This window comes from Microlunatus sp. Gsoil 973 (genome assembly GCF_009707365.1).
Lineage (GTDB): Bacteria > Actinomycetota > Actinomycetes > Propionibacteriales > Propionibacteriaceae > Microlunatus.
Window position 1 is genome coordinate 3,689,709 of record NZ_CP046122.1, and the last position, 15,436, is coordinate 3,705,144.

Sequence of the window (15,436 nt, forward strand, 5' to 3'; positions counted from 1 at the left end):
CCCGCTCCTTTCTCGTTACACGAGGCAACCGGCCGATGGGTTCAGCCGGTGCTCGGGACGAGGCGCCAGCGCGTGAGGCCTCACGGGATCGTCAACGGAAGGGCGAGCAGGTCGGTGTGCGGGATGAGGGCGCGTAACCGGCCGACGGCCAGCTGCGCTTGTCGACGTTCGAGCCAACCAGACAGCAGCCGAACCAGGTCGGGTTCCTGCTCCTGGGCGGCACCGACCCACCCGTCCAGCCATGCGGCGAGCAGGTCCCGGTCCGCCTCACGCGCGGCATCGAGCCGCCACGGTGTGGTTCTGGTGATCACCGTCAGGCCGGCTGCGGTCAGCACGGCCGACGCCCGCGATGCCGCGTCCGGGCCCAGCCGGTTGGTGAAGCCCTCGCTGTCGAAGCTCCGGTCGTCACAGCTCCGGTCGTCACAGCTCCGGTCGTCACAGCTCCGGCCATTACGGCCCGGCACCGGCCGCCGTTGGTGATCGTCGAACGCAGCGGCCACTCGCTCGTCGATCCCCGGCTCGGCCGGATCCAGGCCGGCGCCACCGGTGACCGTCAGCGGGATCAGGACGGGGCACCGTGCGTTGACCACCGTGGCCATCAGTCTCGCGAGCTGATCACCGGTGAGCATGTCCAGCAGTGCCGAGGCGGTGATCAGCGACGCACCACCGAGTTGCTCGGGCCTGAGATCAGCGAGGTCGCCGGGTCGGGTCTCGAAGGTGACATCGGTCCGGTTTGCTGTCGCGGCGGTGAGCAGGTCGAGGTCCCGGTCGTAGAGGACCCAGTGCTGCGGAGCCGGCAGCAGCGCCGCGGCCCAGCGCATCATCGATCCGGAACCGGCGCCGAGGTCGTGGATGACCAGCGGTCGGCGCACGGACTCCGCCAGCAGCCCGGCGACCAGGCCGATCAGCTCCCGCGACCGTGCTGCCGCGTCGGCGGCCTCGCGCAGGTTGAGCCAGCTCAGGTCGAGGCCGGCGGCCAGCGGTGGATCCGACTGTCCCGATGGCAGCGTCGCAGTCTGGGTCACGCCGTTCCCTCGGCTGTTTGCAGCCCACTCGGTGGGTGACCCAGTACGGGGCAGGTGAGGACCTGCCGGACGGTGTCGTCCCACGTCCCCAACGTTTCCCGGCGGACCAGGGCGCGCCGTCGCAGCTCGGTCCGCAGTGGTGGCTGGGTCAGCCAGGTACGCAGTGCCGTCGCCCATGCCGACCGATCAACGGGAACCAGCAGGCCGGGCGGCCCCTGTTCCGTGCGGCCGACCGCCTCTGGGAGTCCGCCGACCTCTGACACCAGTACCGGAAGCCCGTGAGCCAGGGCCTCGGTGGCGACCATTCCCCAGGTCTCCAGCCGAGATGGGAGCACCAGGAGATCGGCGTGGCGGTAGGCGAGGTCGAGCTCCTGGCCGCTGCAGACCCCTGCCAGGGTCACCCGGTCCGCGAGGCCCTGGGTGGACAGCCGATCCCGGAACTCCTGGACGAATTGAGGGTCATGGTGCAGCGATCCGACGCACTGCAACTGCCAGCTCAGGTCCCGGCAGTCGATCAACGCCTCGCAGAGGAGATCCAGCCCCTTGAGTCGGGTGACGGGTGCGACGCAGAGCAGCTGTCCGCCGCCGGGGCTGCCCGGTGCGATAGCGGCCGGGTTGACCCCGGGCGGGGCGACGACCACACGGTCGGGGTCCAGCCGGTACTGGTCGAGCAGCTGCCCCCGGGTCCACCTGCTGGTCGTGATCACACCGGCGACACTGTTCAGCACCGCGGCTTCGTCCCGCTGATGATCGGCGAGTTCGGCCCGTGACCCGCTCGGGATCCCGGCCGGCGGGACTCCGAGCGGAAGGTGGATCAGCGCCACGATCTGCAGCCGGTTCGCCGCTGGGACCACCACTTCCGGCGAACAGGAGGCGATGAGGCCGTCGATGACGACGGGGTCACCGTCGGGAAGACTGCGCAACAGCCGATCCAGTCCGGCAAGGTCGTCCCGGGTCGGCCGTGGCCAGCGCGATCCGACCGGGTGGACATCAACCCCAACCCCGGTATCGGATAGCGCTGCTGCCAGCCGCTGGTCGTAGACGTTGCCGCCGCTGACCCGGTCCGGTTCGTCGAAGCCGGCCGGCACGACGATTTGCACGGCCGGTGCCCGATCAGAGCTTCTTGACATATCCGGCGCGCGCCGATGGCGACTCGTGCAACACCACCTCGATGGCGCTCAACCGGCCCGCGTCGGTCGGCCCGCCGGTCGACGTACCGGTTGACGTGCCGGTGTCGCTGGTGGCGAGTTGATCGGCCAGCCCGTCGGCGATGTATCGGGCCAGTACCTCCGTGGTGGTGTTGATGCCGTCGAACTCGGGCAGGTCGTCGAGGTTGCGGTAGTTCAGTCCGGACAGCACCTGCTGCAGGGCGGCAGCCGCGGCGGTCATGTCGATGACGGTGCCGTCGGGCTTGAGTTCCGGGCTGACGAAGCTCGCCTCCACGGCGAACGTCGCGCCATGGAGGCCCTGGGCCGGACCGAACTGCTCGCCGCGAAGGCGGTGGGCGATCATGATGTGATCACTCACGGTGACACTGAAGGTCATCGGTGCTCCTCCTGCAGATAGGGCTCGGGGTCAGCGGCCCGGCCGTATTCGATCAGATGGCAGATGCCGGGCAGTTGCCCGCCGGCAAGGTTCTCAATCACGGTCGGCAGCTCGTCGAACGGCCAGGTGTCGGTGATGATCGCCTCGAAGGCCGGGTCACGAAGCAGGCGCAGTGCAAGCGCCAGTCGGTCTGTCGTCGACCGCGATCCCCGCCGTGCCGCAGCCACCGTACCGACCTGGCTGGACCTGATCGTCAGGCGCCGGTGATGGAAGGCGCCGCCGAGTTTCAGGTCGACCTCGTTGTCTCCGTACCAGCTCAACTCCACCACCCTGCCCTCCGGGGCGAGCAGTTCCAGTGACCGTTGCAGTCCGGCCGCAGTTGCGCTGGTGTGGACGACGAGGTCGAGGTCGGTGGGTGCGTCGTCGGGTGTTGCGAACGCCACGCCGAGCTGCGCCGCAACCTCCGCACGAGCCGGGTTGATGTCGATCAGGGTCGTCTCGACCCCGGGATCCCCGCCAGCAACCGGGCGACACAGCAGCCGACCATGCCGGCTCCGATGCAGGCCACCCGATCCCCGATCAGCGGCGCCGCGTCCCAGAGTGCGTTGACTGCGGTCTCGACCGTGCCGGCCAGCGCGGCCCGGCGGCCGGGCACGCCGTCCGGGACCGGAAGCACGGCCGCCGCCGGCACCACGTAGCTGGTCTGGTGCGGATGGAGGCAGAAGACCGTCTGTCCGAGGAGGTGATCAGGTCCGTCCTCCACCGTCCCGACCGAGAGGTAGCCGTACGCGGTCGGGCCCGGAAAGTCGCCCTGCTGGAACGGCGCCCTCATCGTGTCGTATTGATCGACCGGTACCCGACCGCGGAAGACCAGAGTCTCGGTTCCGGCACTGATCGCCGACCATCGGCTGCGGACCAGAACGTCGGACGGGCCGGGTCGTGGCAGGTCGACAGTACGAATCTCGCCGACACCGGGTTCGCGTACCCAGAAGGACTGTGCGGTGGTGGTGAACGACACCGGGTGTTCCCTCGTCTCTCTTGACAGAGTCACTTCGGACAGGGTCATTCTGGACAGAGTCGCTTCGCGGGGCTTTCATCCGGGGCCCGACCGGTTTGGACCGTCACAGAAGAGTACGGAGGTCGGGGTGCCGAACGTTCATCTGCGACCGCTTGGGCCGAGCAGCCGGACTCACAGTCTCGGGCAGATCAGGCCGTTTGGCGACCCCCTCGTCGGCCTTGCCGGTCAGCTGGTGGTCCTCCTGGCCTTGGTCGGGGCGGGTCTGGGACCGGTCGGCTGGTTGGCCGGTTTCGGCTACGGAGCGGGTGTGACGGTGTTGTTGGTTCGCGCTCTGGTCCGGTCCGGCGGTCGCCGGTTGGGGCCTGCGGACAAGGTCACCCTGGCGCGTTCCACGCTGGTGGGTGGGGTCCTCGCCCTGGTGGTCAGCGATATCGCGTCGCCCGGTTCCGCGTCGCCCGCGTCAGTTGTCGTGCTGGTCACGCTCGCGTCGGCGGCACTCATCCTGGACGGGGTCGACGGCCGGGTGGCGCGGCGAACCGGCACGGTCTCGGCCCTCGGAGCGCGCTTCGACATGGAGGTGGACTCCATGTTGATACTGATCCTCAGTGTCCACGCGGTCTGGTCGGTCGGCTGGTGGGTGTTGATCATCGGCGCGGCCAGGTTCCTGTTCCTGGCGGCCGGTCTGATCGTGCCCTGGATGCGCGGGGACCTGCCGTTCCGGTATTGGGCCAAGGTGGTCGCGGTCGTCCAGGGTGTCGTTCTCACCGTGGTCGCCGCCGGGATTCTGCCGCGCCCTGTTGAGACCGTCCTGTGCCTGGCAGCAGCCGCGTTGTTGGCCGAGTCGTTCGGGCGATCCGTCTGGTGGCTGGCCGCTCATCGCAAGGTCACCGACTCCTAGCGTCCGGCCCCGATTTCCCGGCTGCGCTTGATCGCGACCCGTACGGTGTACGGCGCACCAGCGCTTCCATCACGACCCGGGTCTGGAGAACACGATGACCATCACCGCATCGGCTGTCTCACTGACCGTCGACGACGTGGCTGCTTCCAGCAGCTTCCTGACAACCCATTTCGGATTCCGGGAGGAGATGACGGCCGACGGCTTCGCATCGCTGGCCCGGGACGACGCCGGCATGAACGTGATCTTCCTGCGCCGCGGGCTGGCGAGCATGCCGGCCGATCAGCGCGACGACCACGCGGCCGGGGTCATCCTGGCGTTCGTCGTCGACGATCTCGAGGCGGAGCTGGCCAGGCTGCAGGCCGAGGGAGTTGTCATCACCATGCCCCTGACCGTCGAGGAGTGGGGTGAGCGTGCCTTCCAGGTTCGCGACCCGAACGGGGTGATCGTGCAGCTCGTCGACTGGAACGGCGCCGTCGACGGCTAGCCTGCCGGCCGGTCAGGCGGTGCTGGCGTCGTAACGGGCGAAGCTGCGGGTGAAGGTCGCGGCACCGGCGGTCGTTGCACGCAGGTCGGTGGCGTAGCGCAGCAGCTCCGACTGTGGGACCTCGGCTCGGATCACGGTTCGGCCGGGTGCGGCGATCTCCGTTCCGAGGACTCGGCCACGGCGGCCGGACAGGTCGGCGAGGACTGCGCCGAGATACTGGTCGGGGATGCGTACGGCGACCTCGTCGAGCGGCTCGAGCACCACCGTTCCGGCGGCTGCTGCCGCTTCGCGCATGGCCAGCGCACCGGCGCTCTGGAACGCCGCGTCGGAGGAGTCGACGCTGTGCGCCTTGCCGTCGACGAGAGTCGCCCTGATGTCGATCAGCGGATTCCTGGCCTCGGAGACCCCACGCTCCATCGCCTCCCGGATGCCCTTCTCGACGCTCGCCACGTACTGGCGTGGCACTGCCCCGCCGACGACCTTCGACACGAACTCGAATCCCGCGCCGCGGGGCAACGGCTCGAACTGGACCTGGCAGATCGCGTACTGGCCGTGGCCGCCGGACTGTTTGACGTGCCGACCGGTGACAGTGACGGGCCGGGCCATCGTCTCCCGCAGCGGAACCCGGACCGGTTCGGTGTCGATCTCGGCGCCGCCGGACCGCAGGCGGGAGAGCAGCAGGTCGGCGTGTGCCTCACCCATGCACCACAGCACGATCTGGTGGGTCTCCGGATTGCGCTCCAGTCGCAGCGTCGGGTCGGCCGCCACCAGCCTGGCGAGATTCCTGACCAGAGCGTCCTCGTCGGCGCGGGCATGCGGTACGACGGCGACCGGCAGCTGCGGCTCGGGCAGTTCCCAGGCCTCGAGCAGGAGCGGATGGTCGACCGCCGAGATCGTGTCGCCGGTCTCTGCGCTGGCGAGTTTGGTCAGCGCGCAGATGTCGCCGGCGACGGCGAAGTCGACCTCCCGCAGTGTGACGCCCAGCGGGCTGTAGATGTGCGCGACCCGATCATCGTCGTCGTGCCCGATTTCGTCGGCCGGCTGCCCGTCCTCAGCCGGCGCGTCCGCCCGCGCCGGGTGATGGCCGCAGATGTGCACGCTGGTGTCCGGTCGCAGGGTGCCCGAGAAGACCCGGACCAGCGACACGCGTCCCACGTAGGCGTCGGCGGAGGTGTGTACGACTTCGGCGGCCAGAGGTCCCCCCGGGTCGGAGGTCAACTCCGGATGATCACTCCCGTCGATCATGCTGACCGGCGGGAGCGGATGTTCCAACGGCGACGGAAATCCCCCGACCAGCAGTTCGAGGATGGCGTCCAGGCCGATGCCTTCGGTGGCGCAGACCGGTATCACCGGATAGAAGCTCCCCCGGGTGACCGCCGTCTCCAGATCCTTGATCAGCGTGCTCACGTCGACGTCCTCACCGTCGAGGTAGCGGTCCATCAGCGTCTCGTCCTCGGACTGCTCGATGATCCCTTCGATGAGCGTCGCCCTTGACTCATCCGCATTCTGTGGTGCACCATCGCTCGGCGTCCTGGACAGCAGTCCGTAGAGGTCGGTCAGAGTGCCGTTGTCACGGATCGGCAGATAGAGCGGCGCAACACCGTCGCCGAAGACCTGTTGGCAGACGGCGATGGTGGCTTCCAGATCGGCACGTGGATGGTCACACCGGGTGACGACCACGGCGCGGGGCATGCCGACGGCGGCACATTCCTCCCATTCGGCGATGGTGGCGGGATCAATCGCACCCTCGCCGCCGTGCTGACCGGACACCTCGGACGCCGAGATCACGAAAAGGGCCGCATCGGCGGCCCGCAGCCCGGCACGCAACTCGCCCACGAAGTCGGCGTAGCCCGGGGTGTCGACGAGGTTGATCTTGACGTCGTTGTGAACAAGTGGCGCAACAGCCAGCGAGACGGACCGGTGCTGCCGGATCGCCGCCGGATCATGATCACACACGGTGTTGCCGTCCGGGATGGTGCCGGAGCGGGTGATCACCCCGGCCCTGGCGAGCAGCGCCTCGACGAGTGTTGTCTTGCCCGAGCCCGACGGGCCGACCAATGCCACGTTCCGTACGCCGGCCGGATCGACTGCGGCGAGCGTGGACGACCGGCCCTTCCGGCCGGTGGTGGCCTCAGCCTTGAGTGCCATGAGCGACCTCCGCGACACGTCATGGACGCCGGCGATCCGGCGTTGGATCTGATGGCCATCACACCCCCGGCGGCGGCGATTCGCAAGAGTTCCGCGTACCCGGATGCGGGGCGGGCCGCCCTCGCACCAGTTCGTCGACCCCGCACCAGTTCGTCGACGCCGCACCAGTTGGTCGACGCCGCACCAGTTCGTCGACGCCGCACCAGTTGGTCGGCCTCGCACCGGCTGCAACGGGTGCGAGGCCGAGTAAAGGGAGCGGGGGCGAGGAAAGGGTGCGGGAAGGCGCCCGGAGGGCAGGTACTCGATGCCCACACGTTCGAGGAGGGGGTGCGGGACCGGGTCCCCATGGAGGGTGGATGCGGGACAGTGGACGGCTCTGGAAGGCTGCTGCCATGGGTGAACCACTTCGGCTGGGCATTGTCGGCACCGGCAGCATCTCCCTGCGCGGGTTGCTGCCCCACCTGACGATGGACGACGTCCAGGATCGGGTGAACGTGGTGGCAGTCTGCGATCCCGTCCTGGACCGCGCCGAGGCCGCCGCAGCAAAGTTTGAGGTTCCGGCCGCGTACCCCGACCTGGAGAGCATGCTCGACGCCGGCGGTCTGGATGCGGTGAGCATCGCGTCGCCGATCGGGCTGCACTTCGAACAGGCGGTGCAGGCGGTCGACGCGGGAGTGCACGTCCATGTCAACAAAACCATGACGACGACCGTCGCCGAGGCCAGCGATCTCATCTCCCGGGCGGAGCAACGCGGAGTGAAGCTGGTGGCCTCGCCGGGAGAACTGATCAATCCGCGGTTGCAGCGGATCAAGGATCTGGTTGCCGGCGGCGCGCTGGGCGAGCCGACCTGGGCGGTCACCGGAGCGACCTTCGGCCGCTATCACGAGGAGGAGGCCGGGGTACGCCTCGGCGACGATCCTCTGTCGAATGTCAACCCTGCCTGGTATTTCCGCAAACCCGGTGGTGGGCCGCTCTACGACATGACTGTGTACGGGCTGCATGCCCTGACCGCTGTTGTCGGTCCGGCGAAACGCGTCACCGCACTCTCCGGAGTGCGGATCGGCGAGCGCGAGTTCCGCGGTCAACTACTGCCCACCGACATGGACGATCAGACGATGATGATCATCGACTTCGGTGATGCCTTCTTCGCCTACGTGTACGGTGTCGCCGCCGGCAGCCTGCCCAACGTCGGCCGCCCGCTGATCTTCGGGACCGACGGCGTGATCAATGGCGCCACCCTCAACGGGGAGATCATCGACTACCCAGGTCGCGAGATCGCCGAGAGCCACGGCTACACCTCACCCCTGCCCCACGTGGTTGGTGATCATCGCCTGATGGAGGAGGCCCACGTCTTCGAGGACGTGATGCAACTGGTGGACTGGGTCCGTGACGGGGTTCCGACGGTGGCAACGGCCGAACACGCACGTCACGTGATCGAGATCATCGAGGCCGGCTACCGTTCGGCGGCGACGGGACAGGTGCAGGGGTTGACTACGACCTTCTAGTGCAGCGAGCCGGGCGTCAGCCGACCGGGACGGGCCGAAGCTTGAAGATCAGGATGCCGAGGTACTTGTTCATCCATGCCTGTTTGTTCGGGTAACGTCGGCCGTCCTCCTCGGACAGCTGTGGCTCGAGCGTGGTTTCGATCCACAGCCCGGCGGGGCCGAACACGTTGATCAGGTCCGAGATTGTGTACGGGCGCTGGGTCAGGGAGATCCGGTCGTTCCAGCCGCTGCGGTAGGTGTACGGCGACCTGGAGAAGTACTCCTCGCCGAGGGAGGTGCCGTTCTTTTCGGCGCGTTCGGCGGCGTACCGGATCGGGTGAGTCCTGGTCAGCAGGATGAATCCGTCCTCGGTCAGCATCGACCGTGCCGCCCGCAGGGCCCGGACCGGATCCTTCGCATACCCGAACGACTGCAGGAAGAGGATCCGGTCGAAGGTCCGGCCGGTGAGCCCCGGCACCGACGTCGGATCGGAAAGATCACCCCGGAGGAGTTCCAGACCGGTCGGCAGCTCGGTGAGGAAGTTGCCGCTGAGGTCGACACCGACACAGGTCCCGGCCCCGTCGCGCACCAACTCGGCGATCTTGGCTCCGTTGCCGCATCCGAGGTCGAGCACCGACCGCCCGGTCACGTCACCCAGCATCCGACGTTGCGCCGGCCACTCGACCAGTCGATCGAGTGAATCCTCCTTGGATCGGGCCCTTTCGTAGTCCGGGGCGAGTCGTCGCCATGCCCCGGCCGAATCCTGGCCCGGGTCATGATCACGATTCGACTTCGCGGAGTCGTCGCAGATCGTCACGGAACGAACCCTAGTGGTTGTTGATCTTGGATGAAGCTGCCCGGGACGAACCGGCCGCGTTGCACCATCTGTACCTACGAGAAGGCCGGCTTCGTCGCGGAGGGCCGGCGCGCCCGCCTGAGAGCCATCGGCCTGGAGCTATCGGGAAGACGAATCCTGAACCTGCCCGGCATTCGGGTGCCGGTTGGCGTTGAACCGTGCCTTCTTCTGCCGGTTGCCGCAGGTGTTCATGTCACACCATCGGCGCGTACGGCTCCGGCTGGTGTCGAAGAAGGCGGCGCGACAGGTCGGTGAGGCACACAGGGCCAGACGCCCGTCGTGTTCACCCGCCAGGATGCTGATGGCGTCCGCAGCGATCACGCCGAGCGCGTCCTCCACCGGCGAGGCCGGGCCGAGTCTCCACTGGCGGCCGCCGTCCGGTGTCAGGATTGCCGCGGCACTACCCCCGATGCTGCGGTCGTTGATGACCTCGACGGCAGTTGCAGGAAGAGGGTCCTGGACCGCGGCCGCGGTCGCGGCGGCGTGGATCGACTCCCGCAACTCATGGGCGAGTTCGAACTGCGTCTGGGTGCAGGACTCCACGGGCAGCCCGCTCACGGCCAGCCAGTCAACGAGTCGCTGCGGCGTGGGAATGCGTTCGACGGGATCGCCGTGACGTTCCGACAAGGTACCGGTGAAACTCGTCGCCAGCACGCTGCCGAGGCGGAATTCAGGGAAACCAGCGCGACGCACGGAACCAGCTTAGCTGGTTGCGACTGCACCCGAAACATGTTAGAACCATCTAAGCCAGTTCTTGAACCCTCTTAGCCGGTTCCCGCACCGAGGAGGCCCCATGCACGAGCCGACCAGCGACGTACGACCCTTCGAAGCACATGCGACCAGCGCCGACCTCGACGACCTGCGGGCGCGATTGGCAGCGGCGCGTCTGCCCGAGGCCGAGACGGTCCACCGGCCGGCGCCCGATCCCCGCCGATGGGACCAGGGCGTTCCGCTGGATGATCTTGTCGAGCTGGTGTCCTACTGGCACACCGGATACGACTGGCGGTCGTTCGAGCAGCGGCTCAACCGGATCGGACAGTTCCGCGCGACGATCGGTGATCTCGGAATCCACTTCCTACACCGTCGATCGACTCGGACCGATGCCGTTCCGCTGATCCTGACCCACGGTTGGCCGGGAAGTGTTGCCGAATTCATCGACATCATCGACGAGCTCGCCGACCCGAAAGAGGCGAGCAAGCCCGCATTCCACGTCGTCGTCCCGTCGCTTCCGGGCTTCGGCTACAGCGACAAGCCGACCACCACCGGGTGGGGAACCGAACGCATCGCGGCGGCCTGGTTGGAACTCATGCAACAGCTCGGCTACCCCCGGTTCCTGGCTCACGGCGGTGACTGGGGCGGGGTCGTCACGACGATCCTCGGAGGCCGGTTCCCCGACAGCGTCCTGGGAATCCACACGACAGTCGCACAGGCACCGCCCGACTTGTCGACCGACGGGCTCACCGCGGCCGAACGCACCTGGACCGAGGAGACCCACGATTTCTGGCACCAGCGCGTGGCGTACGCCAAACAACAGGCCACCCGGCCGCAGACCATCGGATACTCGCTGGTCGATTCACCGGTCGGCCTGCTCGCCTGGATCCTGGACAAGTTCGCCGAGTGGACCGACACCACGGACAGCCCGCTCGAGGCGATCCCCCGGGACAGGATCCTCGACGACGTCACGCTGTACTGGCTCACCCGAACAGGCGCGTCGTCGGCACGCATCTACTACGAGAGCCACAACTCACTTGACCCCGACCTGCGGGTCGACGTCCCATCGGCGATCACCACCTATCCCAAACACATCGAGAAGTACCCGCGGCCGTGGGCGCAACAGCGCTACCGTCAGATCGTGCGGTGGCGCACACCCATGGCCGGTGGCCATTTCCCATCACTGGAGGTTCCCGGGTTCTTCCTCGACGACCTCCGGGACAGTCTGACGGCAATCCTCGCGGCTCGCTGACGGGCAGCTTCTTGATCATCTTCGTCGCTGCCACCAGTCGGTTCGGAGTGGTTCAGTCGGTTGCCGGTGGCGTCCTTGAGCTTGGACTCGGCCTTCTCCACAGGATTGCCGCCGCACAAAGCAGGACCCGCCGCTGTACGGCACAACGGGCAAGCCGAATCTGGTTCTGGTGCATCGTGTCCCTGGCCAGCAGGAATGAAAGCAGGTCCTTGACGCCCGGGTCGTCGGTCGGGTGATAGAGCCGGGCGAACTGGATCCGGCCCGGCATCTCGGCGTTGGCATTGGCATAGAAGCCGGCAAGAAGATCCCCGCTGAACTCCTCGGCGCCGATGCCGTACCGCAGATCCTTGGTACCTGCCGGGCAGCTTGGGAGTTGCAGTTGCTTCGGCTGTGTGTCGGTGCGCTTGTTGGGTATCTCCCGTTACGTGACGCGTCGGCCGACGCATCGAATCAGCAACTGGATGATCGGCCCACAGTGCCGGCCTCAAGGAGTTGATCATGAACCGGGTGACCAAAGCGGCGCTGCTGGGCGGTGTGGCGGTCGGCGTGGTCGCCGCTCGTCGAGTTCTTCGGCAGATTCCGTCGGCCCGGTCCCTGAAGGAGCCGGCAGACCGCTGGCTGGTGTTGACGGTGAATCGCCGGCAGGAAGAGATCGCGCCGCACAACGTCTGGCCGCAGCCGCTGGCTGACCTCGGCGACGAGATCGAGATCGAGTTGCGCCAGGCTCCGGGCAACAGGGGCACGGAGATCGCCGTACGAGAACGCGAACCGCACGAGGGGGACCCAAACGCTGAAGCGGATCGCCGGCCGGTCACCAGGCCAGGAGATCCGAGCCGCGCTGCGCGATACCAAACAACTGTTGGAGGCCGGCGAGATCCTGGCAATCGACCCGCAGCCACACGGACCCCGCAAGTCCACCCCGGGCAGCGCAGTGATCGCCGTCGCCACCGATCGAGCCCGACGGGAGGGAGTGCTGTGAAGGCGCTGTGCTGGACGGGAATCAACAAGTTGTCGGTCGAAAGCGTTGACGAACCGCGCCTGCTCAATGATCACGACATCATCGTCAAGGTCCGCCTGTCGACAACCTGCGGTTCCGACCTGCACCTCATCGGCGGTTACATCCCGTTCATGCGGTCCGGCGATGTGCTCGGACACGAGTTCATGGGCGAGGTCGCCGAGGTTGGGCCCGCGGTCACCAAGCACAAGGTCGGCGATCGCGTTGTGGTCTGCTCATTCATCGCCTGCGGACACTGCTGGTACTGCCAGAACGGGCTGTACTCGCTGTGCGACAACGGCAATCCCAACCCAGCGGTCACCGAAGCGGTCTGGGGTTTCGCGCCCGGCGGATGCTTCGGCTATTCGCACGCCATGGGCGGTTATGCGGGCTGTCACGCCGAATACATCCGCGTCCCGTACGGCGACAACGGCGCCTTCCCGATCCCCGATGCCGTGGACGACGTGTCTGCGCTGTTCGCGTCGGACTCCGCCCCGACCGGATGGACCGGCGCAGACCTGGGCAACGTTGCACCCGGCGATGTCGTCGCCGTCTGGGGTGCCGGTGCGGTGGGTCAGATGGCCGCAGCCGCCGCCCTCGCCAAGGGTGCCGACCGGGTCATCGTGATCGACCGGCTGTCGAACCGGCTGCAACAGGTCACCGAACACATTGGTGCCCAGACACTGAACTACGAAGAGACCAACGTCGCCGCCGAACTGCGCGAACTCAGCGGCGGCCGTGGCCCGGATGTCTGCATCGAAGCCGTCGGGATGGAAGCCCACAGCCCCGGCCCGGCATATCTCTACGACCAGGCCAAGCAGCAGCTCCGGCTGCAGACCGACCGCCCCACGGCCGTCCGAGACGCGATCCATGCCTGCCGAAAGGGTGGCACCGTGTTCGTCCTCGGCGTCTTCGCCGCCGTCGTCGACAAGTTCCCCCTCGGCGCGGTGATGAACAAGGGGCTGACTCTCCGCGCTGCCCAGATGCACGGTCACCGCTACATCCCGGCCATCCTGGACCGGATGGCGGCCGGACAGCTGAGCACTGCTCACCTGGCCACCCATCTCATGCCGCTCGATCAGGGGCCACAGGGCTACCAGATGTTCAAGGACAAGACCGACGGCTGCGTACGCACCGTGTTCCAGGTCGGAGACTGACCGCGTCGTGTCGCCATCAGGCCAGTGGCGCCTCGGGCCCGGGATTCGCACCGATTCCTGCGGTGAACTTGCGGGGATCCGGCACCGCAAGCCACCGGCCGCCCTCGAAGATGGATGCCTCGGAGGCGATTCCCGGTAACGGCCATGCGGTCCTCGTTGTTCTAACGTCGGTGTTGTTGTTCTGCGCCTGTTCTGTCCCGCGTGCGGCAGGTATCGCGGCGGGACCGGAGACGCTCCTCGACCAACGCCGTGAAGATCTTGGACCAGCGGAGCTGGTGACTCTCATCGCGGTACTGCGGAACGAAGCCGAGGCCGAGATAGACCCTGATCGCACTGAGCCGCTGATCATCGGTCTCCAGCACGGCGGCGAGCAGACCCTCGGCAATGAAGTCGTGAAGCACCGCGAGGGTCACCGAGAAGCCGAGTCCTTGTCCGCGCCGCGTCGGGTCGCTGGCAACCCAATGAACGTAGCCTGCTCCGGGGTAATCGGATGGAAGCACCCGTGCGGACGCGGTGGCCACGACGACGTCGCCGTCCCGGATGATCAGCGTTCGGCGGACACTCGGATCATCGATCAGATCGCGCCGGACGCGGTCGACGTCCCAGGCTTCGTCGAATGCGGCAGTGAGCAAGGACGCCAGTCGCGGAATGTCGTCCGCCGATGCCGACTCCACTCCGGCAGGCGCCGGCGGAAGATCAACAAGGTCGGGACGGCGCATCAGCAGAGAGGCCACGTGCCTGGTGTCTTCGAGGTCAGCCGACGGCAGTTTCGATCAGTTCGGCGATCCTCTGCTCCACCACAGGACTCCATACGTTGAGCGCGTACGACACCGGCCAGATCTCTCCGTCGTCCAGCTGAGCGGCGTCCTGGAACTCCAGCGTCGAGTAGCGGGTGTTGAACTTGCCGGCGTGCTTGAAGGAGACGACGATCTTGCCGTCCTCCCCCGCATAGGCCGGCATTCCGTACCAGGTCCGTGGCTCGAGCTGCGGCGCATGGGCAGTGATCGTCACGTGCACCCGCTCGGCCAGCGCCCGATCGACCGGCTCCATCTTGACGATGGCGTCGAGGACGGCCTGGAGCCCGTCCGCCTTCTTCGCACCCATCTTGCCCTCGGCCCGCAACTCCGCGGCGCGCTCCTTCATGGCAGCGCGTTCCGCCGCGCTGAAACCGGTGTGATCGGCGGTGGCAGTCTTCCCGGGCATCATCGGACTCCTGTCGTGTTGGCTTGATCGCTTGCCCGAGAGCTTAGGGAACCCGTCGGCCGGGTGCTTCTCGATTCCTGACCGCTGCTGGACCGGCCGTCGGCGCACCGGAACCGAGCCGCCGTCTATTCCGGCGGAAACCACTGATCACGAGTGGCGGCGAGCCCATCACCAAACTCTTCAGCCGGCCCGCCGCCAACGGTCGGAACGCCTTCCAGGCATATCCGAAGGGATCGACGAACTCCGCGTACCGCTCGCCCCACGGCGAGTCGCGGGGCGGCGTTGTCAACTCACCCCCAGCTCTGGCGCAACGCTCGGCAACGGAGTCGACGTCGTCGACCTGGACTCCGATCACCACACCGAGGCCGCGCGGCCCGGTTACCGTCCGACGCTCCCGGTCGCTGTCTGCAAACGGGATGCCGACCAGGGCGTCGACCAGCAGTTGAAGATCTCCGCGCCGCAGCATGACCATCACCGGCCGGCCATCGGGACCAGGGATCTCCGCGAACCGCTCGAAGCCGAGTGTCGCATAGTACTCCGCGGCCGCAGGCACGTCACCAACGCGCAACCCGATCTTGGACGCAGCTTCGTCGCTAGTGGGCTCCGGGTCCGCCATCATGCATCCAGCCTGGCATCGGAGCATCGATGACACCAGATGCGG

The 15,436-nt window shown here is 67.4% G+C and carries 17 protein-coding genes; 5 read left to right on the top strand and 12 right to left on the bottom strand.

Annotated features, from left to right (window positions below):
- Nucleotides 1–80 precede the first annotated feature (80 nt).
- Genes GJV80_RS17435 through GJV80_RS24200 form a run of 5 tightly spaced genes read right to left on the bottom strand, consistent with a single transcriptional unit; the run spans nucleotide 81 to nucleotide 3,588 of the window.
- Nucleotides 81–1,025: an SAM-dependent methyltransferase gene (locus GJV80_RS17435; protein WP_154688985.1), complete on the bottom strand. Its 945-nt coding sequence runs from the start codon at nucleotides 1,023–1,025 to the stop codon at nucleotides 81–83.
- Nucleotides 1,022–2,125, bottom strand: coding sequence for a glycosyltransferase family 4 protein (locus GJV80_RS17440; protein ID WP_230207800.1), 1,104 nt, complete (start codon nucleotides 2,123–2,125; stop codon nucleotides 1,022–1,024). Before GJV80_RS17440 ends, GJV80_RS17435 begins: the two co-directional genes overlap by 4 nt.
- Before the next feature lie 13 nt (nucleotides 2,126–2,138).
- Nucleotides 2,139–2,570: a 6-carboxytetrahydropterin synthase gene (locus GJV80_RS17445; RefSeq protein WP_154688987.1), complete on the bottom strand. Its 432-nt coding sequence runs from the start codon at nucleotides 2,568–2,570 to the stop codon at nucleotides 2,139–2,141.
- Nucleotides 2,567–3,013, bottom strand: a complete 447-nt coding sequence (locus GJV80_RS24195; RefSeq protein ID WP_230207801.1) for a hypothetical protein — start codon at nucleotides 3,011–3,013, stop codon at nucleotides 2,567–2,569. Before GJV80_RS24195 ends, GJV80_RS17445 begins: the two co-directional genes overlap by 4 nt.
- 44 nt (nucleotides 3,014–3,057) lie before the next feature.
- Complete coding sequence (locus GJV80_RS24200; RefSeq protein WP_230207802.1) at nucleotides 3,058–3,588, bottom strand: hypothetical protein; 531 nt, start codon at nucleotides 3,586–3,588, stop codon at nucleotides 3,058–3,060.
- Nucleotides 3,589–3,820: 232 nt separating this feature from the next.
- Between GJV80_RS24200 and GJV80_RS17455 the strand changes: the two genes are divergently transcribed.
- Both GJV80_RS17455 and GJV80_RS17460 read left to right on the top strand, forming a co-directional pair.
- A complete protein-coding gene (locus GJV80_RS17455) occupies nucleotides 3,821–4,486 on the top strand; it encodes a CDP-alcohol phosphatidyltransferase family protein (protein WP_230207803.1) in 666 nt (221 codons plus the stop codon).
- A 94-nt stretch (nucleotides 4,487–4,580) separates the two neighbouring features.
- Nucleotides 4,581–4,970 carry a VOC family protein gene (locus GJV80_RS17460; RefSeq protein ID WP_154688988.1) on the top strand — a complete coding sequence of 130 codons (390 nt, stop codon included), beginning with the start codon at nucleotides 4,581–4,583 and terminating at the stop codon, nucleotides 4,968–4,970.
- A gap of 12 nt (nucleotides 4,971–4,982) precedes the next feature.
- On the opposite strand, the gene GJV80_RS17465 is transcribed toward GJV80_RS17460, so the two are convergent.
- On the bottom strand, nucleotides 4,983–7,118 hold the full coding sequence (locus GJV80_RS17465; RefSeq protein WP_154688989.1) for an elongation factor G-like protein EF-G2: 2,136 nt from the start codon (nucleotides 7,116–7,118) through the stop codon (nucleotides 4,983–4,985).
- Between the two features lie 392 nt (nucleotides 7,119–7,510).
- On the opposite strand from GJV80_RS17465, the gene GJV80_RS17470 reads away from it, so the two are divergent.
- Nucleotides 7,511–8,623, top strand: coding sequence for a Gfo/Idh/MocA family protein (locus GJV80_RS17470; RefSeq protein WP_154688990.1), 1,113 nt, complete (start codon nucleotides 7,511–7,513; stop codon nucleotides 8,621–8,623).
- Nucleotides 8,624–8,639: 16 nt separating this feature from the next.
- On the opposite strand, the gene GJV80_RS17475 is transcribed toward GJV80_RS17470, so the two are convergent.
- Nucleotides 8,640–9,419, bottom strand: a complete 780-nt coding sequence (locus GJV80_RS17475) for a class I SAM-dependent methyltransferase (RefSeq protein WP_154688991.1) — start codon at nucleotides 9,417–9,419, stop codon at nucleotides 8,640–8,642.
- Between the two features lie 138 nt (nucleotides 9,420–9,557).
- Nucleotides 9,558–10,151, bottom strand: coding sequence for an ABATE domain-containing protein (locus GJV80_RS17480; protein WP_154688992.1), 594 nt, complete (start codon nucleotides 10,149–10,151; stop codon nucleotides 9,558–9,560).
- A 100-nt stretch (nucleotides 10,152–10,251) separates the two neighbouring features.
- Between GJV80_RS17480 and GJV80_RS17485 the strand changes: the two genes are divergently transcribed.
- Nucleotides 10,252–11,421 (top strand): epoxide hydrolase family protein, encoded by a 1,170-nt coding sequence (locus tag GJV80_RS17485; RefSeq protein ID WP_154688993.1) that lies wholly within the window; start codon nucleotides 10,252–10,254, stop codon nucleotides 11,419–11,421.
- 52 nt (nucleotides 11,422–11,473) lie between these two features.
- Here the strand turns inward: GJV80_RS17485 and GJV80_RS17490 are convergent, their stop codons facing one another.
- Entirely contained in the window at nucleotides 11,474–11,836 is a 363-nt protein-coding gene (locus tag GJV80_RS17490) for a manganese catalase family protein (RefSeq protein WP_370518860.1), read from the bottom strand.
- Between the two features lie 560 nt (nucleotides 11,837–12,396).
- Here GJV80_RS17490 and GJV80_RS17495 point away from each other — a divergent pair.
- Nucleotides 12,397–13,572, top strand: coding sequence for a zinc-dependent alcohol dehydrogenase (locus tag GJV80_RS17495; RefSeq protein ID WP_154688994.1), 1,176 nt, complete (start codon nucleotides 12,397–12,399; stop codon nucleotides 13,570–13,572).
- Between the two features lie 161 nt (nucleotides 13,573–13,733).
- Here GJV80_RS17495 and GJV80_RS17500 read toward each other — a convergent pair whose 3' ends face one another.
- The 3 genes from GJV80_RS17500 to GJV80_RS17510 are packed head-to-tail and all read right to left on the bottom strand — an operon-like array spanning nucleotide 13,734 to nucleotide 15,394.
- Nucleotides 13,734–14,306, bottom strand: a complete 573-nt coding sequence (locus GJV80_RS17500) for a GNAT family N-acetyltransferase (RefSeq protein ID WP_154688995.1) — start codon at nucleotides 14,304–14,306, stop codon at nucleotides 13,734–13,736.
- Nucleotides 14,307–14,325: 19 nt separating this feature from the next.
- On the bottom strand, nucleotides 14,326–14,775 hold the full coding sequence (locus tag GJV80_RS17505; protein ID WP_154688996.1) for an iron chaperone: 450 nt from the start codon (nucleotides 14,773–14,775) through the stop codon (nucleotides 14,326–14,328).
- A 43-nt stretch (nucleotides 14,776–14,818) separates the two neighbouring features.
- Nucleotides 14,819–15,394 carry a glyoxalase/bleomycin resistance/extradiol dioxygenase family protein gene (locus tag GJV80_RS17510; RefSeq protein ID WP_230207805.1) on the bottom strand — a complete coding sequence of 192 codons (576 nt, stop codon included), beginning with the start codon at nucleotides 15,392–15,394 and terminating at the stop codon, nucleotides 14,819–14,821.
- Nucleotides 15,395–15,436: the final 42 nt, after the last annotated feature.